We start from the raw sequence: 20,564 nt of genomic DNA on the forward strand, positions 1-20,564 counted from the left end.
CAACCGTTGTAGAGCCGAGCCCACGCTCGGCTGCACTGTCAGCGCCGGCGTGGCTTTCCGGCCGGGCGGAACTGCTGGCCTTTGCCCTTCTTGCCGCCACGTTCCTGCGCGGTCTCGGCCTGGCGCACCGCCAGCTTGGCGGCAGCGGCAGCCACTTCTTCCTTCAGCTTGAAATAGTTCAGCAGCCGGCTCTCTTCGATCTCGCCAGCGTCGATCGCTGCACGAACAGCGCAGCCCGGTTCCTGCTGATGCTTGCAGTCGTTGAAACGGCACTGCGTGGCCAGCGCTTCGATATCGGCGAAGCCACCTTCGGACAGCGTTTCTTCGCCGGTCGGTTTCAGCTCGCGCATGCCGGGGGTGTCGATCAGGCAGGCGCCGGTCGGAAGCGGCATCAACGCGCGATGGGTGGTGGTGTGGCGGCCGCGCGAATCGTTGGCGCGGACCGCGTTGGTCTTCATCCGCTGCTCGCCGAGCAGGGTGTTGGTCAGCGTGGATTTGCCGGCACCGGAGGAGCCCACCAGCACCACCGTGCGCCCCGGGCCCAGCCACGGCCGCAGCACCGCCACGCTGTCGGCATCCAGGCCGTTGATCGCATGCAGCGCGATGCCCTGCATCTCCAGCTCTTCCAGCACTGCCAGCGCATCCTCGCTGTACTCGGTCTGGTCGGCCTTGGTCAGCACCACCACCGGTTCGGCGCCGCCACCACCGACCAGCAGCAGGTAGCGCTCGATGCGGCGCGGATTGAAGTCGGCATCCAGCCCACAGACGATGAACACCGTATCGATGTTCGCTGCGATCACCTGCTGGTGGTAGTGCTCACCGGCGGCGCCACGCTTGATCGCGGTGCGACGCGGCAGCAGCGCAACGATGCGGATGCCGTCCAGCAGCACCCAGTCGCCCACGGCCGGCCGCTCGTGGCTGGGAAAGCGCGGGCGCTGCCATTCCGGCAGTGACTCGGCCTTGATCGCCGCATCCGGGCCATCGGCCACCACGTAATGGGTCCGGTGCTGCTCGATCACCCGCGCCGGGCGGGCCTGCGGGTGTGCGGCCATCACGGCCTGCCAGTCGGCCTGCTGCGCCGGGCCCGGCCAAGGCCAGCCGATGGTCTGCAGGGCGATGAAATCGGGGGTCTGGGTCATCGCCGCCATTCTACCTGTGACGGCCCCCGGCCAGCCCAGCAATAGCAGGCCCGGAGCCATTGCCATGCACTGCAGCAATTCCGGTAGGATGGAATCCCCATGCCTTTTGACGGCCCAGCCTCATGTCCACCATCTCGCCCAAGCCCCTGGCCATCCGCGAGCGCCTTTCCGAAGTGCGCTACGAAATCCGCGGAGAACTGGCCCGGCGAGCGCGGGAGCTGGAGGCGCAGGGCCGCAAGCTGATCAAGCTCAACATCGGCAACCCGGGCAACTTCGGTTTCCGCGCACCCGAGCATCTGCAGCGCGCAATCGCCGACGACATGGGCCGCACCGACCCGTACACCCACCAGCAGGGCCTGCCGGTGGCGCGTGAAGCCATCGCCGATTACTACGCCCGCCGCGGCGCACCGGATGCACACCCGGACCGCGTGTTCGTCGGCAACGGTGTCAGCGAGCTGATCGACCTGTCGCTGCGCGCACTGCTCAATCCGGGCGATGAGGTGCTGGTGCCGTCGCCGGACTACCCACTGTGGTCGGCCTCCACCATCCTCAACGATGGCCGACCGGTGTACTACCGCTGCGCCGCCGAGAACGGCTTCCAGCCGGACCCGAGCGAGATCGAGACGCTGGTGTCCTCGCGCACCCGCGCCATCGTGCTGATCAACCCGAACAACCCCAGCGGCGCCAGCTACCCGCGCGAACTGCTGGAGCGCGTGGTCGAGATCGCACGCCGCCACAACCTGCTGCTGCTGGTCGATGAGATCTACGACCAGATCCTGTACGACGATGCGGTGTTCCAACCGGTCGCGCCGCTGGCCGGCGACCACCCGTGCCTGACCTTCAGCGGCCTGAGCAAGGTGCACCGTGCCTGCGGCTGGCGCGTGGGCTGGGCCCATCTCAGCGGCGACGACGCGCGCCTGGGCGACTTCCGCGCCGCGCTGGACCTGCTGGGCGCGCTGCGCCTGTGCGCCAACGTGCCGGGCCAGTACGCCATCGAGGCCGCAGTGAACGGCCCGGACACCATCTCCGAACTGTGCACCCCGGGCGGCCGCCTGTATGAAACCCGCCGCGCGGTGATCGACGCCTGCGAAGCCAGCGAGCACCTGTCGCTGGTCGCGCCAGCCGGTGCGCTGTATGCGTTCCCGGCCGTAGTCGGTGCCGCTGCCAAGAGCTTTGACGACCACACCTTCGCGCTGGACCTGATGAACAACGAAGGCGTGCTGGTGGTACCGGGTTCCAGCTTCAACGTGCCCTACCGCCACCATTTCCGCGTGACCCTGTTGCCGGAAGCCTCGGTGATGCGCGATGTGTTCGCCCGCATCGACCGCGTGCTGGCCCGGCGTGCCGAGGACGCGACCAAGGTCGTGCCGCTGAAGCCGCGCCGTTCGGTGGCCTGAGCGGTGGCGCTGTCCTACCTGGCGCTGGGCGACTCGTACACCGTCGGAGAAGCCGTTGCCGTCGAAGGCCGCTGGCCGCACCAGCTGGCCGCCGCCCTGCGTGCGCAGGATGTGGCGCTGGCCGACCCGCAGACCATCGCCACCACCGGCTGGACCACCGACGAGCTGGACGCCGGCATCGATGCGGCTGCACCCCAGGGCCCGTTCGATTTCGTCAGCCTGCTGATCGGCGTCAACAACCAGTACCGCGGCCGGCCGCTGGACGAGTACCGCGTACAGTTCCAGGCCCTGCTGCAGCGGGCGATCGGCTTTGCCGGGGGCCGCCCCGGGCGCGTGCTGGTGCTGTCCTTCCCCGACTGGGGCGCGACGCCGTTCGGTGCCGGCAGCGGCCGCGACCTGGCCACCATCGAGATCGAGACCGACGAGTTCAACGCAGCTGCCGAGGTGATCAGCACCCAGCAGGGCGTGGCCTTCGTCGACATCACCGACATCAGCCGTGACCAGGGCGGCAACCCGGCAATGATCGCCGAAGACGGCCTGCACCCGTCGGCGCGGATGTACGCATTGTGGAGCGCGCGCGCGCTGCCGGTCGCCGCACGCCTGCTCGGTGGAACGGACTGATACGATGGATGGTAAGCCACGGAACGGCCCGCCCCTGCCCTGCACACCGCTGACCGCCCCGCAGGCCCGCGCGATCGCCGAAGCGTTCCGCCCGGCACGGGCCTGGGGCAGCCGTCGCGACTACTACTACACCCGCGGCAAGCTCGGCAGCGACCCTCTGTATGACGGCGTGCTGCAGCATCTGCGCGACGACGGGCAGCCGGTGCTGGACCTGGGCTGCGGGTTGGGGCTGTTCGCCCATGTGCTGCGCCAGCGCGGCGGCACCCACCCCTACCTCGGCGTGGACGTGGATGCCAGCAAGATCACCCGTGCCCAGCGTGCCGCCACCGGCCTGCACGCTGTGCGCTTCGACTGCCTGGACGTTCAGGCGCCACTGCCGGCGCAGCCCGGACACGTCCTGTTGCTGGATGTGTTGCAGTACCTGGACGCGGGCCCACAACTGGCACTGCTGCGTGCGGCCAGCGCGCGGGTGGCCGCCGGTGGCCGCCTGCTGCTGCGCACGCCACTGGCCACCGGCGATGGTCGCGACCGCACCACGCGGGTGGCGGACCGGTTGGCCTGGCTGGTCGGCTGGATGGGCACGCGGCCGCGCCACTACCCCGACCCGCACGTGCTGCAAGCGACACTGGCCGAGGCCGGATTGCAGGTGACGGCGCCGCGTCCCCTGCATGGGCGCACGCCATTCAACAGCTGGTTGCTGGTGGCCCAACGCCCCGCGCTGTAGAGCTGCGCTGCGACGTTTTTCCGGTGCTGCGCACCGCCGCCCGAGCATCGGCTCGGGCGCTACAGTAGCGCCCCCTTGTAGAGCCGAGCCCATGCCCGGCTGCTCTACATCACCAGGGCCGGCGTTACGGGACCGGCAGCCGCGCTTTCAGCCCGCGCTCGTCCAGTGCCTTCAGCACGCCCTCAATGATCGCCAGGTTGTGGCCGTGGGCGGCCCCCTCATGCAGCAGCACGATGGCCCCCGGTCGCAGATCCGGCAGCAGGCGGTCGAGCACCCCCTGCGCCGTGCAACCGATGCCGTCGAAGCCGCGCGCGCTCCAGCCGACCCGGACCAGGCCCAGCCGCTGCAGCACCGGCGCCACGAACGGATTGGTCATGCCCACCACCGAGCGGTACCAGCGCACCGGGCGACCGCTTACCGCCTGCAGCGCGTGCTGGCAGCCCTCGATCTCGGCGCGCATCGCCGCCGGGCCCAGCCGCCAGAAGCGCGCCTGCGGATGGCTGTGGCTGTGGTTGCCCAGGTCGTGGCCGCGGCGCAGGATCTCCTGCACCAGTTCCGGCTGCGCCAGCGCGCGCTCGCCCACCAGGAAAAAGGTGGCATGGGCCTGGTGGCGGTCCAGCAGGTCGAGCACGGCACGGGTTTCCGGGCCAGGACCGTCATCAATGGTCAACCAGACGCTGTTGCCGGCATCCGGCAACCGGCTCAGCACCGGCGCATAGAAGCGACTGTTGGGCAGGAACACCGGCACCAAAAACAGTGCGTGGCTGGCCACCATCAGCGGCGCCCCCCAGTGCCAGCCCGCCAGGGCCCAGACCAGGATCACCAGCAGCTGCGACGCCACCAGCCAGGGCAGCCAGCGCCAGGGCCGGGTCGGAATGCGATGCAATGTTCCTGCGTTGCTCATCCCCCATGATGCCATGAGGGGTAGAATCGATGGTTCGAATTCCCGGAACCCCGACGTCCATGTCCCTCGATCCCGCCCTGCGTTCGCGCATCGAATCCATCCTCAACGCCAACCGCGTCGTGCTGTTCATGAAGGGCCAGCCGTCGATGCCGCAGTGCGGTTTCTCGGCCAAGGCCGTGGGCGCCCTGCAGGACCTGGGTGTCGAGTTCGCCCACGTCAACGTGCTGGCCGACCAGGAAATCCGTGAAGGCATCAAGGCCTATGGCGACTGGCCGACCATCCCGCAGCTGTACATCGACGGCGAACTGGTCGGCGGCAGCGACATCGTGCTGCAGATGGCCGCCAGCGGCGAGCTGAGCAGCGTGCTGGGCCTGGCTGCGCCGGACCGTACCCCGCCGAGCATCACCGTCACCCCGGCCGCCGTGGAAATGCTCAAGGGCGCGCTGGCCGATGCCCCGGGCGCGGCCCTGCAGCTGTCCATCGACGCCGGTTTCCAGCCGAACTTCCAGCTGGCCCCGCACGACGAAGGCGCCATCGCTGCCGAGTCCAATGGCCTGCGCGTGCAGTTCGACCTGGCCAGTGCCCGTCGCGCCAACGGCATCACCATCGACTGGGTGGACGACATCCGCGGCAAGGGCCTGGCCATCGACAACCCGAATGCGCCCAAGCCGGTGCAGGAAATCAGCGTGCGCGATGCCGACGACCTGGTGCGTGCCGGCAACATCACCCTGGTCGACGTGCGCCCCGCCGACGAACGTGAGATCGCCGCCGTCGGCGTGCCGTTCAAGACCTTCGACGGCAACGGCCGTGCCGCGCTGGAAGCCCTGCCGAAGGACACTGCACTGGCCTTCATGTGCCACCACGGTGGCCGCAGCGCGCAGGCCGCCGAGCAGTTCCGCGCCCTGGGTTTCACCAAGGTGTTCAACGTGACCGGCGGCATCAACGCCTGGTCGGAAGACGTCGACAACGGCGTGCCGAAGTACTGATTGACGGCGCGGGGTCAGCGCCCTTTCCTGCGGAAAGCGGATCTGGCCCCCGAAAAAAGGGGACGGAGGGGATTAAGTCGTTTATGCCACAAACGACTTAATCCCCTCCGTCCCCTTTTTTCAGCCGGCGAAACCGCCTTCGGCCAGGTAGTCCAGTTCCTCCGGCGAGGGAATGCGCCCCAGCACTGCGTTGCGGTGCGGGAAACGGCCGAAGCGGCGGATGATGTCGCGGTGCAGCTCGGCGTACTGCAGGTATTCCTTGTCGCCCAGCACATCGAACATCGCCACCGAACGGTCCTGGTCCAACGGGTCCTCGGAGTGCTCGAACGGCAGGTAGATGAAGGCGCGCAGCTTCGGCACCAGCTGCAGGTCCAGGCCTTCCTCGATGGCGCGCATGGCGTAGTGCCGGGCCAGGCCATCGGTGGCATAGGAATGGGCAGTACCGCGGAAGCAGTTGCGCGGGAACTGGTCCAGCAGCAGCATCAGCGCCAGTGCGCCCTCGGCACTGCCCAGCCAGTGTTCACGCCCACGCGAAGCGGCGGCGAAATGCTCATCCAGGAACAACTGGCGGAACTGCGCGTCGAACGCATCGTCGCGGGCGAACCACTTCGCAGGGCCCGCTTCTTTCCAGAAATCCACCACTTGCGCGGCAACGTCCATCACCTACTCCCCAGGGCCGGCGCGCCGCGCCAGGCCGTCATCATCATTCATCGAAGCGCAGGTGGCGGACCGACTTGCCGTTGCGCCGGATAAGCTTAAGCGCCTCGATACCGATCTGGATATGGTTTTCCACGAACTGGGAGCTGACCTTGGCATCGGAAGCCTCGGTCTTGACCCCGTCGGGGATCATCGGCTGGTCCGAGACCAGCAGCAGCGCGCCACTGGGAATGTGGTTGGCGAAACCGGCCGCGAACACGGTGGCGGTTTCCATGTCGATGGCCATGCAGCGCATCGCCCGCAGCCGCTCCTTGAAGGCCTCGTCGTGCTCCCAGACCCGGCGGTTGGTGGTGTAGACGGTGCCGGTCCAGTAGTCGTGGCCGAGGTCGCGGATCATGGTCGAGACTGCACGCTGCAGCGCAAACGCCGGCAAGGCTGGCACTTCCGGCGGCAGGTAGTCGCCCGACGTACCTTCGCCGCGGATCGCCGCGATCGGCAGCACCAGGTCACCCAGCTGGTTCTTGCGCTTGAGGCCACCGCACTTGCCCAGGAACAGTACCGCCTTGGGCATCACTGCCGACAGCAGGTCCATGATGATCGCGGCATTGGGGCTGCCCATGCCGAAGTTGATCATGGTGATGCCGTCGATGGTGGCACTGGCCATCGGCCGGTCCAGGCCGATGATGGGCGCACCGGTCAGCTCGGAAAAGGTGTGCAGGTAGCCGCCGAAGTTGGTCAGCAGGATGTGCTGGCCGAACTGGTCCAGCGGCACGCCGGTGTAGCGCGGCAGCCAGTTGTCGACGATTTCCTGCTTGCTCTTCATGGGCGGTCCGGTACGGCGTGGGGGCCGCCATTGTAGGCGTGCACGGGCCAACCCACACCTGGGCCGGCAACGAAGAAGGGCGGCCCTGCGGCCGCCCTCCTGGTTTCCCTGCGGTCACCGGCGGCTTAGAAGCGCACCGACCAGCGCAGGTTGGCACTGTGGTCACGGCTTTCGTCGCCATACTGGCCGCTATAGCCCAGCTCCAGCTGCTGGCGTGCGGTCAACCATGCCGACAGCCCCAGTTCGGCCACCACCGTCCTGTCAGCCATCGGGGCACCGCTGACCACGAAGCTGTCGCTGCCGGTGGCAAAGGCGAAGCGGGCCGCCGGGTCGCGATCCCCGCTGGCATGGCGGTACCCGACGCCACCGCGCAGGTGCAGCCAGCTGTCCTGCTGGAACGAAGCCTTCAGGCCCTTGTCAAAACGCAGGCCGGCCGTGGCCACGGTGGTACGCAGATCGTCCACCTCACCCTGCAGTGCAGCCGCACCGCCGCGCTCGTTGACGCGCTTCATGTCCACTTCCACACGTGCGAGCTGCAGGTAAGGTTCCAGCCCCGCCTCGCGGCCGCCGAAGCGATAGCTTGCCTCGACGAACGCCTGGCGGGTGCGGCCGTCATAGCGTGCCGCCAGCGTATCGCTGTAACCGGAGAAGGCCAGCTCACGGGTGCTCTTCACCTCATGCTCGCTCCAGGCCAGGCCACCCCGCAGGCCGAAGGCGCCCCAGTCGTGACTGGCATAGGCCCCCAGGTGCGTATTGTCGACCTTGGCACGCGCACGGCGTCCTTCCTGCTGCTTGGCATCGGTACGGCCGGTACCGGCCAGCATGCCCACCTGCCAGCCGTTGATCTCGCGGTCCACGCCTGCCAGCAGGCCGCTGCTGTTGGCTTCGGTGCGTGCGGTGTTGCCATTGCCGTCCAGCGTGGTGCTGCCACCGATGGCCTGTACCCAGACCCCCGCGGCGGCGGCGTCGTCTGCTCCCGGCGCGCGTACACCGACGCGGCGCGACAGTGCGGCATCACGCACGTAGCGGCTGCCCTCGACCAGGGCCATCGCGGTGGCCGCATGCAGCTCGCCGCTGAGGCCGTCCAGTGCAGCGCCTACCTGTTGAGGGAACAGCAGGGTCAGTGGGCGCGGCAGGCCCTGGTTGACCGCCAGCCGGTCGGCCACAGTGGCCACCGCGCGCTGGTTGTCGGTACTGGCGGCACTGGCGAGCGGATTGCCACGGGTGACTTCAATGCGCGCGCCACCGGTGCCATAGGACAGCCCGAATTTCAGGAACGGCGAGAACGCACTGAAGTCGGTGGTGGCGAACTGGCCACGGATTCCGCCGTCGGCACGGATGAAGTTGAACTGCTCACCCAGGTAATAGGTGCCCGCTTCCGGCAGGGCGATCAGGGTGCCGCCCAGGGTGGCGGTACCGGTGACGCGCAACTGGTCACTGTGCCCGCCCGGGGCCAGCTCGGCCTGGTACACACCGGTGGCGGTCTGCACGTAGTCGCCGTTGATGGTCAGCGTGCCGATCGAGTTGCCCGGTGCAACGATACCGGCCACGGTGGTATCGCCCAGCTGGCCGATGCCCTTCAGTGTGCCGTTGCGGCCAACGAGGGTGTGACCACCGGTCTGCGTGCCGTTGAACGACAGCACGCCACCGTTGACGGTCAGGTCGGAGCCTGCGAGTAACCCGCCTGCATTCACACGGCTGTTGCCCAGGCTGGTCAACGCGCTGTTTTCCAGCCTTCCGTTCAATTCGAACGTCCCCTGCGCGGCCACCGAGGTCTGGGCGCCGCGCTGCACGCCGTCGAAGATGACCACGCCACCGTTGACGTTCAGGTCGGAGCCATCCAGCACACCGCGTGCGTTGATGTGGCTGGAGCCCCCCTGGCTGTTCAGCGCAGTGTTCTTCAATGTGCCATTGAGCAGGAAGCTGCCGCCGGCCACGTCCACCGCTCCGGTGAGCGTATTGACACCATCCAGTTCAAGCACGCCCTCGCGCACCAGCGCACCGTTGAAGCTGTTGTCGCCGCTCAAGCGCAGCCAGCCGATGCCGCTCTTGGTCAGCTTGCCGGGGCCGCCGATGTCGTTGGTCCAGTTGTCCCAGGCATCGCCTTCCCACACTTTCAGGCCACCGGCACGCTGGTTCATCACCACGTCGGTGTCGACGCGCAGCGAACCGTAACCCTCGATGGCCTTGGCCAGGTTCAACAGGCCCCAACCGTAGATGTCGTCGATGCCGGGCGCGCCCAGATCGGTGGTCGTGGTCAGCAGCACATCGCGCACCTGAGCGCTGTCCAGATAGGGGAAGCGTTCAAACAGCAGGCCCAGCGCGCCGGTGACGTGGGGCGCGGCCATGGAGGTTCCACTCAGCAGCGCATAGCCATAGGTAGGCACGCGCTGCTGGATGTCCAGGCTGACGTTGCCGTTGGCGTCGATGCCGACGCTGCCGGCCAGGCTGGAATCATCACCATAGGCGGTCGATACGATGTCCGAACCCGGTGCGGCAAGGCACCAGTTGGCACTCAGGCCGCACTTGTTGGAACGATTGCTCAGGGTCAGATTGGTACCGACGTTGACCACGCTCAACCAGTACGGCTCGATGTCGGCGAATGCGCGCGGCAGCGTGGCGTAGAGGCCGGCGATGGGGCTCTGCGCAGGCGCCGGAATGACCGAACTGGTATTGCCGGCCGCCCACACCTGGATCATCCCGCGCGCACGCGATCCGTCGGCAAAGGTGTTCAGGTACTGGCGGTCGTCCGGGTCGTTGTAGATCGCGTCCATGTCCGTCGCTGTCGTCGGTTCCGTGACCAGGCCCCAGCTATGGTTGATGGCACGCACGCCCTGCGCGTTCATCTGGGCATACAGGTCCTGGAAGGCGCTGACTTTCGGGCCGATCGCGCCCAGTGTCACGACCGAGTAGCCAGTCGCCGTGCGCTGCCACTCGCGGATGCTGTCGGAGAACAGCCGGCCAACGGTCAGGTCCGAACCGAAGGACACACCGTGCATGCCGCTTCCGTCCCGGTTCGCCGCGATGGTGCCAGCAACGTGCGTGCCATGGATCTCGAACTGCATCCCCGGCTGCACATAGGGGCCCGACTCGATGATCCTGCGGATGTTGTCGGGCACGTTGGCGTTGTACCCGACATAGCTGATCTGGACGTCATCGCCATCACTGGCGAAGCAGGCCGCCGGCCCACGCACTGCGGTGGTGTTGGTGCAGCGCGTGCCGTCAGCCATCAGATCGGCGATGCGGATGCTGCGGTTGTCCTTGCCGGCGAATTCCGGATGGTCCAGACCCGTGCCACTGTCGAATACGCCCAGGCGGATGCCCGCACCGGTCAGCCCGCGCGCATAGGCCACGTCGGCATTGATCGCAGCCAGGCCCCAGTCGAGTTCGAATTCACTGGTACGCCAGCTCGCTGCGTCGCCGGGCTTGCCCATGACCGGCTTCGCGGAAGCACCGGCGCTGGGAGCCAGCGCCGCCACCGGAATCGCTACCGAGGGAGCGATCATCGCGGGAGCGGAGGCGCTCACCCCGCTTTGCGCGGCGAACGCCGACTGCAGGCTGCGCTGCAGCTGGTAACGGGCCAGGGCGTCGTCACTGTCCTGGGCCAGGACCGGTAGTGCGGTGGCCACCAGCAAGGAACCGACAATGGCCGACGCCAGCGGCGAGGGCAGGAAGGAACGGCGCGAAACGGTCGAACGGCGGAGCTTTGCAGCAGTCATCGGTTGCGTCCTTGATTCCATGAAAGGTACGGGCCCGGCTCCGTCGTTGGAGCAGGTGCGTAAGCTGGTGATACAGGTCAGCGCAAGACGTAATCAGCCCATCGCTTCATCCAACGTTAATATTTCCTTCACAAATCCTCCATCAGAAAATTCCTACCCCCCCCCCACGCCCCTGTCCAAGGTCACTTGGCAAGCCACATCGGCCCCGGCTAGCGTCCGTGGATTCATGTTTCTGGTGAGGGGAACTGCATGGCATCGACGTTGTTGCGCACCGGGGTGGCACTGGCGCTGCTTTCATTGAGCACGGCACCGGCGGTGGGCGCCTCGCGCTTCGTCGCCGATCCCTACCCCAGCACCTACCAGGCACCCCCCGATGCACCGGTGCTGATCCAGAACGCGACCGTGCTGACCGGCACCGGCCAGCGCCTGGACAACGCCGACGTGCTGCTGCGCGAGGGCCGCATCGTTGCCGTCGGCCGCCAGTTGCAGGCCGATGCTGGTGTCACCCGCATCGATGCGCAGGGCAAGTGGGTCACACCGGGCCTGATCGACGTGCACTCGCACCTGGGCGTGTACCCCAGCCCGGGCGTCGGCGCGCACAGCGACGGCAACGAGATGACCGCGCCGGTCACCGCCAACGTCTGGGCTGAGCACTCGGTGTGGCCGCAGGACCCGGGTTTCGCCACCGCACTGGCCGGCGGCGTGACCAGCATGCAGGTGCTGCCGGGCTCGGCCAACCTGGTCGGTGGTCGTGGTGTGACCCTGAAGAACGTCCCCGCCATCACCTACCAGGCGATGAAGTTCCCCGGCGCGCCGTGGGGGCTGAAAATGGCCTGCGGCGAGAACCCGAAGCGGGTCTACGGCGGAGGCAAGGGCGTCGCTCCGGCCACGCGGATGGGCAACGTTGCCGGTTACCGCGCCGCCTTCATCGATGCCGCCGACTACATCGCCAAGAACAAACCGAAGCCGGCCAAGCGCAAGGGCTGGTTCGGCAGCGACAAGGGCGACAGCGCCGGTGATGCTGGCGGCAAGCGCGATCTCAAGCTGGACACGCTGGCCGGTGCGATCGAGGGCGACATCCGCGTGCATATCCATTGCTACCGCGCCGACGAGATGGCCACCATGCTCGACCTGGCCAAGGAATTCGGCTTCAAGGTGGCCGCCTTCCACCACGGCGTGGAGGCCTACAAGCTGGCCGACCGGCTGGCCGCCGACGGCGTCTGCGGCGCGCTGTGGGCCGACTGGTGGGGCTTCAAGATGGAAGCCTTCGACGGCATTCCGGAGAACATCGCACTGGTCGATCGGCCGAAGAACAGCTGCGCCATCGTCCATTCCGACTCCCCCGAAGGCATCCAGCGCCTGAACCAGGAAGCGGCCAAGGTGATCGCCGCCGCGCGCCGCGCACGCATGCCGGAGATCCCCCCCGAACACGCCATCACCTGGATGACCGCCAACGCCGCCAGGGCGCTGGGGATTGAAGGCCAGACCGGCACCCTGGAGGCCGGCAAGATGGCCGACGTGGTGGTGTGGAACGGCAACCCCTTCAGCTCGTACGCGCTGGCCGAGCAGGTCTTCATCGACGGCCGCCGCCTGTACGACCGCAGCGCACCTGCGGCCACGCCACGTTCCGACTTCCAGCTTGGCCAGGAGGTGCACTGATGGGCGCGTTGAACAAGCGTCGCCGGGCATTGCTCGGCGCTACGGTCATGGTGCTGGCCTGCCTCTCCGCATCCGTGCAGGCGCAGGACCTGCTGGTGCGCAACGCGACCGTACATACGGCCAGCGCGCGCGGCAGCCTGCAGCACGCCGATGTGCTGGTGCAGGGCGGGATCATCCGCGCCGTCGGCAGCGGGCTGTCCGCCCCGGCCGGGGCCAGCGTGGTCGAGGCCGATGGCCGTCCGCTGACACCGGCGCTGTTCGGGGGCATCACCGAGATCGGCATCGAAGAGGTCTCCGGTGAAGCGAGCACGGTCGACAGCACGTTGAAGATCGGCGAACAACCGTTGCGCCCCGAGTTCGATGTCACCCTGGCGTACAACCCGGCCTCGGTGCTGATCCCGGTGGCACGCCTGGACGGCATCGGCTTCACCGCCCTGGGGGCGGCCACCGGTGGCGGCTTCGTTGCAGGCCAGGGTGGCGTGATGCGGCTGGACGGCAGCGCCGATCCCCTCGGGCCGCGCGCGCTGTTCCTGCGCCTGGGGTCGGCCGCAGTGGAGCTGACCGGGCAGTCGCGTGCCGCGCAATGGATGCTGTTGCAGCAGATGGTGGACGAGGCGCGTGGCCAGGTTGCCGCGGACTCACCGCACGCGCTGCTGACGCCGGCCGGGCGCCGCACGCTCAGCCGCTACCTGGCCGGGCACGGCCGCATCGTGGTGGAGGTGGACCGCGCTGCGGACATTCGCCAGCTGCTGCGCTGGGCCGCCCGCGAAAAGGTGAAGATCGCCATCGCCGGTGGCAGCGAAGCCTGGCAGCTGGCGCCGGAGCTGGCCGCCGCACAGGTACCGGTGTTCGTCGATGTGTTGTCCAACCTGCCGGCCAGCTTCGACCAGATCGGCGCCACGCTGGAAAATGCGGCACGCCTGCAACGTTCCGGCGTGGCGGTCTCGTTCGTGCAGCGTGGCGACGCCTCGCACAACGCCCGCAAGATGCGCCAGCTGGCCGGCAATGCCGTGGCCAACGGTTTGCCCTGGGCCGACGGCCTGGCCGGCCTGACCCGGGTGCCGGCGCAGGCGTTCGGCGTGGCCGACCAGATCGGCAGCATCGAGCCGGGCAAGCGTGCCGACCTGGTGCTGTGGGAGGGCGACCCGCTGGACGTGGCGCACTATGCCGAACAGGTCTGGCTGGGCGGCCGGGCGATGCCGATGCGCTCGCGCCAGACCGAACTGCGCGACCGCTACCTGCAGCGCAACGCGCAGCCCTGACCTCGTTATCCAAGGAAACCTGCATGGCCACCCTGCGCTGGTACTTCGACTTCGTCTCGCCCTATTCCTACCTGCATTGGCAGAAGCTGAAGCAGCTACCCCAGTTCGCACAGATCCAGACCGTGCCGATCGCCTTCGGTGCCGTGCTGCATCACCTGGGCAACCTCGGGCCGGCCGAGATTCCGGCCAAGCGCCGCTTCATGTACCGCCAGCTGCTGTGGACTGCGCAGGCCGAAGGAACACCGCTGCGGTTCCCGCCGGGCCACCCGTTCAACCCGTTGTCTGCCCTGCGGCTGTGCCTGGCCGCCGGTGGCAGCGTGCAGGCGGTGGACGTGCTGTTCGACTGGATCTGGCGCGACGGCAATGCCGCCGATAGCGCCGAGGCCCTGCGCGAACCGGCTGCGCGGCTGGGGATCGAGGATGTCGCCAGCGCCATCGCGGCCCCCGCGGTCAAGGAGCAGCTGCGGAGGAACACCGAGGCCGCCATTGCTGCCGGCGTGTTCGGCGTACCGACCCTGGCCATCGATGACGAACTGTTCTGGGGCAACGACGCCCATCCGTTGATGGCCGCCGTGCTGGCCGATCCCGCCCTGCTGCAGCAGCCCGAATGGCAGCGCCTGGCCGAACTTCCGGTGGCCGTGCAGCGCAGTCGCTGAACAGGGCCTGGCGCGTTTCCCTCGCGCGCCACGCCGGAATTTGAGATAGATTTCACGTTTCCGAACCTACAACCGCCCTGGAGGGGGAGCCGCGGATGCGCATCGGAATCGTCGTCGACTCGGCCTGCGACCTGCCGCAGGACTTCATTGCCGAGCACAACATCGTGCTGCTGCCGATCACCGTCCGCATCGGCGAAGCCGTGCTGGCTGATCATCGCGATGAGCAGGCCACGCTGAGTTTCCTGCATGCACACGTGGCCGAGTACGGTGCCGAGGCGGAGACCATCCCCTTCAGTGTCAACCAGATCCGCGACCTGTTCCTGCAGCAGCTGGTGATCGATTACGACCACGTGTTCTGCATGACCATCACCAAGACCCGCAGCCCGATCCACGACAATGCGCTGCAGGCCAGCTTCGCCATCCTCAACGACTACAAACCGGTGCGGCAGGCGGCGGGCTACAACTCGCCGTTCGCGCTGCGCGTGCTAGATACCCAGAACCTGTTCGCCGCGCAGGCGGTGACTGCGGTGGAGGCGGTTCGCCTGCGTGACAGTGGCGCCAGCGTGCAGCAGATCCGCGAGCGGCTGGAAGAACTGGCCGGCAACGTGCACGGCTACATGGTCACCCGTGATCTGTACTACATGCGTGCGCGCGCCCGGCACAAGGGCGACCGCAGCGTCGGCCTGCTCAGTGCGGCGCTGGGCAGCGCACTGGACATCAAGCCGGTGCTGCACGGCTACCGCGGCGAAACCGGGCCGGTCGCCAAGATCAAGGGCTTCGACAGCGCCGTGCAGAAGCTGTTCGCGGTGGTCGGCCAGCGCGTACGTGCGGGGCTGATGACGCCGACGGTGTGCGTCAGCTACGGCGGAGAACTGGACGAGCTGCGTGCCCTGCCCGGCTACGCACAGCTGAAAGAGGTCTGCGCCGGCCATGGAGTGACCGTGTACGAATCGGTGATGAGCCTGACCGGCATGGTCAATGTCGGCAAGGGCGCGGTCACGGTGGGTTTCGCCGATGGGCCACATCGGTTTGAATGAAGGCCGACCGTGGCTGGAATCTGCACATCGATTCCACCGCGGTTGTGCCAGTCTTGCCGCACTTCAAGGAGAACTTCATGCCCGCGCAGTACCACATCAGCCTGCCCGACCCGTCCAAAGCCCGCGGCAACGACCCTGACCTGTCCTTCCATTCGCAGGGCGCCGCCGGGTTCGCCGAAGAGCTGCAGGACGCCCTGCGCAGCGGCACGCTGTTCGAGCGCTGGAAAGCCAAGCAACCCGACCCGGATGCGGTGGAACCGCAGTGGGGCGTGACCGATCCGGACGCCACCGTGACTGGCGAGCAGAAGGACCTGCGCATCAACCTGGTCGCCACCACCCGTATCGACAGTGACGTGTTCAAGCAGCGCCTGCGCCTGCTGGCCGGCCACCACTGGGAACTGCGCGACGTGCGTTGAGGCCACGCCGTGGTAGGGCCGGCCGCTGGCCGGCAACCGAGGAGATGCCGGCCAGCGGCCGGCACTACCCAGTGCGATGTCCCTGGACGGGCGGCACGCCATGGGCTGGTCCGCTCAACAGTCCATGGTGCCGTGCGCGTTGCCCTCGTCATCCAGCACGCGCGCATGCAGGACCACCCGGTTGCGGCCGGCACGCTTTGCGGCATACAGGCCGGCATCGGCATCGGCCAGCAGCTGGTCGGCACTGGCCAGCGCCGGTGGGTGCAGGTAGCCCACGCCGACGCTGATGCTGACCGGGCCTTCCGGCAATGGCAGCGCTTCGACCGCTTCGCGCAGGCGCTCGGCCAGCGCCAGCACGCCCGACAGTGGGCTTCCAGGCACGATGACAGCGAATTCTTCACCGCCATAACGCGCAACGCTGTCACCGCCGCGACCCGCGACGCCCTTCAGCACCCCGGCCACCGCCTGCAGGCAACGATCACCGGCCGGATGGCCGTGCCGGTCGTTGAAGGCCTTGAAGTGGTCGATATCCACCAGCAGCAGGCCCAGCTCGGTGCCGCTGCGCCGCGCGCGATTCCACTCGGAGGTCAGCCGCGCGTCGAACTCGCGGCGATTGGCCACGCCGGTGAGGCCATCCTGCCGCGCCAGTTGATCCAGCGCCGCCTGACGCTCCAGCAGATCGGTCTGCAGCAGGACGCTGCGCAGGCCGAAACCAAGGGTGGCTACGACGAAGCCCGCGACGGCCAACGGCCGCGCATGATCGACCACCAGCGTGCCGACCACCAGCAGCAGCAACGGCAGGATGATCGGACCGGCGGCCTGCACCGTCCTCGCCAGCCGCGGGTGTGCCGTGGTGCCTGTGTCCGGCGCCGTGTCCAGCGCCATGCAGGCGATCAGCAGAAAAGGGACGTCGATCAGCAGGTCGTTGAACGCACCGAATGCATCATCGGAGGTGTAGTGGTTGATGTAGTAGGCCACCAGCAGATAGGCCAGTGCGTACAGCGCCAGTGCACGGAAGAACCTGCGCCGTTCGGGCACGTCGCCGGCCAGCCATCGCACCACGGCGAACGCGGCGATACACAGGTTCTGGATGTCGAACATGCGCTGCATGTTGGACATGGCATGGGCGTCGACCTCGACACGGGCGGCGAACGATGCGGTGTGCACGAAGAACAGCACACCCAGCAGCGCCGCCATCGCCGCGTCGATCAGGCTGATGCTCGGGCGCTCGCGGCGTGCCCGGGCCAGGATAAACACCAGCGGCACGCCATACAGCACGTACAACAACAGGCTGACGCGTGGGGTGAAGTCAGCCCGGCCGGCACCCAGCGCATCCACCATGTTGAACGTCATGCCACCGGCCCACAGCAGCAGTGCCATCGCGGTAGAACGCCAGCCCAGAGCGGCGCGGTCACGTTGCGCCCGCAGCAGGCACGCGGCGGCGGCCAGCAGCGGTGCGCCGGTCAGGAACAGGAAAGAACCCACGCCCGCCGGGCTCGGCCAGAACGCCACGGCCAGCCCATGGCAGAGCACGTACAGCAGCGCCAGCACTACCGGCATGCATCCCCCCGATCCGCAAGGCCGTCTGAGCGCACGATAGCGCGCCGGCACGCCACAGCGGCGTGATCCACTGCGGCAAAACGACACTCCGCGTGCACTACCGGAAAGCCCTCAGGCGTGCAGGGCGCGGGCGTGGTGGGCGACGTGCTCGCCGATGAAGCTGGCGATGAAATAGTAGCTGTGGTCGTAGCCCGGCTGCAGGCGCAGGGTCAGCGGATGGCCGGCTGCGCCGCAGGCCTGCTGCAGGCGCTGCGGCTGCAGCTGGGTCTGCAGGAACTCGTCCGCCTCGCCCTGGTCGACCAGCAACGGCAGGCGCTCGCTGGCCGTCGCCAGCAACGCACACGCGTCCCACTGCGCCCAGTCGGCTGGGTTGTCGCCCAGATAAGCCGTGAACGCCTTCTGCCCCCACGGTACGTGGCTGGGCGCGACGATCGGCGAGAACGCCGACACACTGCGGTAGCGCCCCGGGTTGCGCAGCGCGATCACCAGCGCACCATGGCCGCCCATCGAATGGCCGCTGATCGCGCGTGCATCGGTCACCGCGAAGTTCGCCTCGATCAGCGCCGGCAGTTCCTGCGCCACGTAGTCGTGCATGCGGTAGTGCTTCGCCCACGGAGCACGGGTGGCATTGAGGTAGAAGCCTGCCCCCTTGCCCAGGTCGTAGCCTTCGGCATCGGCCACGTCATCACCGCGCGGGCTGGTATCCGGCGCGACGATGATCACACCGTGCTCGACCGCATAGCGCTGCGCGCCGGCCTTGGTGATGAAATTCTGCTCGGTGCAGGTCAGGCCGCTCAGCCAATACAGCACCGGCAGCTTCTGCGTTTCCGCCTGCGGCGGCAGGTACACGGCGAACTGCATGTCGCAGCCCAGCGTGGTGGAATGGTGCCGGTAGACGTCCTGCCAGCCGCCGAAACAGGCGCGGTGTTCAATGCATTCCATGGTGCTCTCCTGCGCGGCGGCGTCAGCCGTCACGTGTGTTGATCAACTCATCCAGCTGCGACAGCAGGCGCAGAAGCGATTCGACGCCAGGCTGGCCATCCAGATTGCGGTACGCCGCCACCGCCACGTCGCTGCGCGGTGGCCATTGGCCGTCAGCGCGGGCTTCGTGCAGGCGCGGCAGGAATACCTGCGCAAGCCAGTGCTCGAACGGCATGCCATCGTCGCTGCCGAAGGCCGAAGTCACCGCACGCGGTGGCCCCACCTCGCCGTCGACCCAGCCTAGCGCACGCAACGCCTGCTCGATCGGGTCGACCAGGGCCGCGCGCGGATCTTCCGCACGCGGCCTGCGAAGGGCATCCAGCCAGCCCATGACGCGCCTCAGTAGTGGACCACCGAACGGATCGACTTGCCTTCATGCATCAGGTCGAAGGCGTCGTTGATCCTGTCCAGGTCCATGGTATGGGTAACGAACGGGGCCAGTTCGATGTCGCCCTTCATCGCGTCCTCGACCATGCCCGGCAGCTGGCTGCGGCCCTTCACGCCACCGAAGGCAGTGCCCATCCACTTGCGGCCGGTTACGAGCTGGAACGGGCGGGTGGAGATCTCCTGCCCGGCACCGGCCACGCCGATCACCACGCTCTGGCCCCAGCCACGGTGCGCGCATTCCAGCGCCGCGCGCATCACGTTGACGTTGCCGATGCACTCGAAGCTGTGGTCCACACCCCAGGTGGTCATTTCCACGATGACCTGCTGGATCGGCTTGTCGAAGTCCTTCGGGTTGATGCAGTCGGTGGCGCCGAATTCGCGCGCCAGTTCGAACTTGGACGGATTGGTGTCCACCGCGATGATGCGGCCGGCCTTGGCCTGGCGCGCACCCTGGATCACCGCCAGGCCGATGCCCCCCAGGCCGAACACCGCCACGCTGTCGCCTTCCTGCACCTTGGCGGTGTTGTGCACCGCGCCGATGCCAGTGGTGACGCCACAGCCGAGCAGGCAGACGTGCTCCGGGTTGGCGTCCGGGTTGATCTTCGCCAGCGAGACTTCGGCCACAACGGTGTACTCGCTGAAGGTCGAGCAGCCCATGTAGTGGTACAGCGGCTCGCCGTTGTAGCTGAAGCGGCTGGTGCCGTCGGGCATCACGCCCTTGCCCTGGGTGGCACGCACCGATACGCACAGGTTGGTCTTGCCGCTCTTGCAGAACAGGCACTCGCCGCACTCGGCGGTATACAGCGGAATCACGTGGTCGCCCGGCTTGACGCTGGTCACGCCCTCGCCCACTTCCACCACGATGCCGGCGCCTTCATGGCCCAGCACCACCGGGAACAGGCCTTCCGGGTCATCGCCGGACAGGGTGAACGCGTCGGTGTGGCAGACACCGGTGTGGGTAATCTTCACCAGCACTTCGCCCTTCTTCGGCGGGGCGACGTCGATCTCGACGATCTGCAGCGGCTGGCCGGGACCAAAGGCGACGGCGGCACGGGACTTCATGATGGCTTCTCCAGGATCAGGCGGAAATGGGATACAGCGTGAGCGGCGCGACGTCGCGCCGTCGTTATTTCAGGTACGAGCGGATCAACGCGCTCATGTCGCGCACGCGTTCGGCGCGTTGTTCGTCGGAGGCGGCGGGCTGGCCGAATTCCTCGCGCAGATGGGCCTCCATCACCTCGGACATCAGGCCGTTGACCGCGCCACGGATGGCGGCGATCTGCTGCAGCACCGGCCCGCAGTCGGCGCCGGCTTCCAGCGCGCGGTCCAGCGCATCGCACTGGCCGCGAATGCGGCGCACGCGGGCCAGGACCTTCTTCTTCTCTTCGGGGGAGTGCGGCATGGCGGGCCAGCTCGGAACTATACTGGGGGATAGTATATACGCAAAAAGCAGAAGGGTTGACGCAATAGGCTGCTTGGCAGCTCTACGCCGGGTGCCTGCAGAAACCAGATGCAGCCACCGCACTGTCCTAGATGCACGTCATCCGCCGCGAGCTGGCCCAGCTGCCGCCGGCCCATGCCATCTGGTCGTTCGATGATAGGTAGCTGGAGCACGACCGATGGCGGCGCTCCGGCC

Annotated in this window: 19 protein-coding genes; 9 read left to right on the forward strand and 10 right to left on the reverse strand. The window is 67.7% G+C overall.

What is annotated here, in order from left to right; translation table 11 throughout:
- Positions 1-38: 38 nt before the first annotated feature.
- Positions 39-1,148, reverse strand: coding sequence for a ribosome small subunit-dependent GTPase A (gene rsgA / locus ROV93_RS20365; RefSeq protein ID WP_072167609.1), 1,110 nt, complete (start codon positions 1,146-1,148; stop codon positions 39-41).
- A gap of 113 nt (positions 1,149-1,261) precedes the next feature.
- Here rsgA and ROV93_RS20370 point away from each other — a divergent pair, with 113 nt between their 5' ends.
- Genes ROV93_RS20370 through ROV93_RS20380 form a run of 3 tightly spaced genes read left to right on the forward strand, consistent with a single transcriptional unit; the run spans position 1,262 to position 3,881 of the window.
- Complete coding sequence (locus tag ROV93_RS20370; protein ID WP_072167610.1) at positions 1,262-2,536, forward strand: pyridoxal phosphate-dependent aminotransferase; 1,275 nt, start codon at positions 1,262-1,264, stop codon at positions 2,534-2,536.
- 3 nt (positions 2,537-2,539) lie between these two features.
- A complete protein-coding gene (locus ROV93_RS20375; RefSeq protein WP_065196456.1) occupies positions 2,540-3,157 on the forward strand; it encodes an SGNH/GDSL hydrolase family protein in 618 nt (205 codons plus the stop codon).
- A 4-nt stretch (positions 3,158-3,161) separates the two neighbouring features.
- Positions 3,162-3,881 carry a class I SAM-dependent methyltransferase gene (locus tag ROV93_RS20380; RefSeq protein WP_072167611.1) on the forward strand — a complete coding sequence of 240 codons (720 nt, stop codon included), beginning with the start codon at positions 3,162-3,164 and terminating at the stop codon, positions 3,879-3,881.
- Positions 3,882-4,005: 124 nt separating this feature from the next.
- Here the strand turns inward: ROV93_RS20380 and ROV93_RS20385 are convergent, their stop codons facing one another.
- Complete coding sequence (locus tag ROV93_RS20385) at positions 4,006-4,785, reverse strand: polysaccharide deacetylase family protein (protein WP_072167613.1); 780 nt, start codon at positions 4,783-4,785, stop codon at positions 4,006-4,008.
- A 59-nt stretch (positions 4,786-4,844) separates the two neighbouring features.
- Here ROV93_RS20385 and grxD point away from each other — a divergent pair, with 59 nt between their 5' ends.
- Positions 4,845-5,771, forward strand: coding sequence for a Grx4 family monothiol glutaredoxin (gene grxD / locus ROV93_RS20390; protein ID WP_032956577.1), 927 nt, complete (start codon positions 4,845-4,847; stop codon positions 5,769-5,771).
- 120 nt (positions 5,772-5,891) lie between these two features.
- On the opposite strand, the gene ROV93_RS20395 is transcribed toward grxD, so the two are convergent.
- The 3 genes from ROV93_RS20395 to ROV93_RS20405 all read right to left on the reverse strand — a co-directional run bounded on the left by ROV93_RS20395 (position 5,892) and on the right by ROV93_RS20405 (position 10,970).
- The gene (locus tag ROV93_RS20395; protein WP_005419210.1) at positions 5,892-6,431 is read right to left on the reverse strand and encodes a DUF924 family protein; all 540 of its coding nucleotides are present in this window, start codon (positions 6,429-6,431) and stop codon (positions 5,892-5,894) included.
- Positions 6,432-6,474: 43 nt separating this feature from the next.
- Positions 6,475-7,251 (reverse strand): AMP nucleosidase, encoded by a 777-nt coding sequence (locus tag ROV93_RS20400; RefSeq protein WP_049415280.1) that lies wholly within the window; start codon positions 7,249-7,251, stop codon positions 6,475-6,477.
- A 125-nt stretch (positions 7,252-7,376) separates the two neighbouring features.
- A complete protein-coding gene (locus ROV93_RS20405) occupies positions 7,377-10,970 on the reverse strand; it encodes an autotransporter serine protease (RefSeq protein ID WP_072167614.1) in 3,594 nt (1,197 codons plus the stop codon).
- A gap of 249 nt (positions 10,971-11,219) precedes the next feature.
- Here ROV93_RS20405 and ROV93_RS20410 point away from each other — a divergent pair, with 249 nt between their 5' ends.
- The 5 genes from ROV93_RS20410 to ROV93_RS20430 all read left to right on the forward strand — a co-directional run bounded on the left by ROV93_RS20410 (position 11,220) and on the right by ROV93_RS20430 (position 16,000).
- Positions 11,220-12,629, forward strand: coding sequence for an amidohydrolase (locus ROV93_RS20410; RefSeq protein WP_072167615.1), 1,410 nt, complete (start codon positions 11,220-11,222; stop codon positions 12,627-12,629).
- The gene (locus ROV93_RS20415) at positions 12,629-13,891 is read left to right on the forward strand and encodes an amidohydrolase family protein (RefSeq protein ID WP_072167616.1); all 1,263 of its coding nucleotides are present in this window, start codon (positions 12,629-12,631) and stop codon (positions 13,889-13,891) included. Before ROV93_RS20410 ends, ROV93_RS20415 begins: the two co-directional genes overlap by 1 nt.
- 23 nt (positions 13,892-13,914) lie before the next feature.
- Positions 13,915-14,547, forward strand: coding sequence for a 2-hydroxychromene-2-carboxylate isomerase (locus ROV93_RS20420; protein WP_061479593.1), 633 nt, complete (start codon positions 13,915-13,917; stop codon positions 14,545-14,547).
- A gap of 95 nt (positions 14,548-14,642) precedes the next feature.
- Entirely contained in the window at positions 14,643-15,584 is a 942-nt protein-coding gene (locus tag ROV93_RS20425; protein ID WP_072167617.1) for a DegV family protein, read from the forward strand.
- A 77-nt stretch (positions 15,585-15,661) separates the two neighbouring features.
- A complete protein-coding gene (locus ROV93_RS20430) occupies positions 15,662-16,000 on the forward strand; it encodes a hypothetical protein (protein WP_006469105.1) in 339 nt (112 codons plus the stop codon).
- A gap of 114 nt (positions 16,001-16,114) precedes the next feature.
- On the opposite strand, the gene ROV93_RS20435 is transcribed toward ROV93_RS20430, so the two are convergent.
- From ROV93_RS20435 to frmR, 5 genes are all read right to left on the reverse strand, one after another.
- A complete protein-coding gene (locus ROV93_RS20435) occupies positions 16,115-17,560 on the reverse strand; it encodes a GGDEF domain-containing protein (RefSeq protein ID WP_072167618.1) in 1,446 nt (481 codons plus the stop codon).
- A 111-nt stretch (positions 17,561-17,671) separates the two neighbouring features.
- Positions 17,672-18,502, reverse strand: a complete 831-nt coding sequence (gene fghA, locus ROV93_RS20440) for an S-formylglutathione hydrolase (RefSeq protein WP_072167619.1) — start codon at positions 18,500-18,502, stop codon at positions 17,672-17,674.
- Positions 18,503-18,524: 22 nt separating this feature from the next.
- Positions 18,525-18,872 (reverse strand): YqcC family protein, encoded by a 348-nt coding sequence (locus ROV93_RS20445; RefSeq protein WP_072167620.1) that lies wholly within the window; start codon positions 18,870-18,872, stop codon positions 18,525-18,527.
- A gap of 8 nt (positions 18,873-18,880) precedes the next feature.
- Positions 18,881-19,990, reverse strand: a complete 1,110-nt coding sequence (locus ROV93_RS20450) for an S-(hydroxymethyl)glutathione dehydrogenase/class III alcohol dehydrogenase (protein ID WP_061479597.1) — start codon at positions 19,988-19,990, stop codon at positions 18,881-18,883.
- Positions 19,991-20,054: 64 nt separating this feature from the next.
- On the reverse strand, positions 20,055-20,330 hold the full coding sequence (gene frmR, locus ROV93_RS20455) for a formaldehyde-responsive transcriptional repressor FrmR (protein ID WP_005411009.1): 276 nt from the start codon (positions 20,328-20,330) through the stop codon (positions 20,055-20,057).
- Positions 20,331-20,564 lie beyond the last annotated feature (234 nt).

It is taken from the genome of Stenotrophomonas maltophilia group sp. msm4 (genome assembly GCF_032025605.1).
GTDB classification, from domain to species: Bacteria; Pseudomonadota; Gammaproteobacteria; order Xanthomonadales; family Xanthomonadaceae; genus Stenotrophomonas; species Stenotrophomonas sepilia.

Coding starts and splice junctions, on each gene's coding strand:
- grxD (WP_032956577.1), top strand. CDS start 4,845: ATGTCCCTCGATCCCGCCCTGCGTTCGCGCATCGAATCCATCCTCAAC.
- ROV93_RS20420 (WP_061479593.1), top strand. CDS start 13,915: ATGGCCACCCTGCGCTGGTACTTCGACTTCGTCTCGCCCTATTCCTAC.
- ROV93_RS20370 (WP_072167610.1), top strand. CDS start 1,262: ATGTCCACCATCTCGCCCAAGCCCCTGGCCATCCGCGAGCGCCTTTCC.
- fghA (WP_072167619.1), bottom strand. CDS start 18,502: ATGGAATGCATTGAACACCGCGCCTGTTTCGGCGGCTGGCAGGACGTC.
- ROV93_RS20435 (WP_072167618.1), bottom strand. CDS start 17,560: ATGCCGGTAGTGCTGGCGCTGCTGTACGTGCTCTGCCATGGGCTGGCC.
- ROV93_RS20405 (WP_072167614.1), bottom strand. CDS start 10,970: ATGACTGCTGCAAAGCTCCGCCGTTCGACCGTTTCGCGCCGTTCCTTC.
- rsgA (WP_072167609.1), bottom strand. CDS start 1,148: ATGGCGGCGATGACCCAGACCCCCGATTTCATCGCCCTGCAGACCATC.
- ROV93_RS20450 (WP_061479597.1), bottom strand. CDS start 19,990: ATGAAGTCCCGTGCCGCCGTCGCCTTTGGTCCCGGCCAGCCGCTGCAG.
- ROV93_RS20415 (WP_072167616.1), top strand. CDS start 12,629: ATGGGCGCGTTGAACAAGCGTCGCCGGGCATTGCTCGGCGCTACGGTC.
- ROV93_RS20445 (WP_072167620.1), bottom strand. CDS start 18,872: ATGGGCTGGCTGGATGCCCTTCGCAGGCCGCGTGCGGAAGATCCGCGC.
- ROV93_RS20395 (WP_005419210.1), bottom strand. CDS start 6,431: ATGGACGTTGCCGCGCAAGTGGTGGATTTCTGGAAAGAAGCGGGCCCT.
- ROV93_RS20380 (WP_072167611.1), top strand. CDS start 3,162: ATGGATGGTAAGCCACGGAACGGCCCGCCCCTGCCCTGCACACCGCTG.
- frmR (WP_005411009.1), bottom strand. CDS start 20,330: ATGCCGCACTCCCCCGAAGAGAAGAAGAAGGTCCTGGCCCGCGTGCGC.
- ROV93_RS20385 (WP_072167613.1), bottom strand. CDS start 4,785: ATGAGCAACGCAGGAACATTGCATCGCATTCCGACCCGGCCCTGGCGC.
- ROV93_RS20430 (WP_006469105.1), top strand. CDS start 15,662: ATGCCCGCGCAGTACCACATCAGCCTGCCCGACCCGTCCAAAGCCCGC.
- ROV93_RS20425 (WP_072167617.1), top strand. CDS start 14,643: ATGCGCATCGGAATCGTCGTCGACTCGGCCTGCGACCTGCCGCAGGAC.
- ROV93_RS20400 (WP_049415280.1), bottom strand. CDS start 7,251: ATGAAGAGCAAGCAGGAAATCGTCGACAACTGGCTGCCGCGCTACACC.
- ROV93_RS20410 (WP_072167615.1), top strand. CDS start 11,220: ATGGCATCGACGTTGTTGCGCACCGGGGTGGCACTGGCGCTGCTTTCA.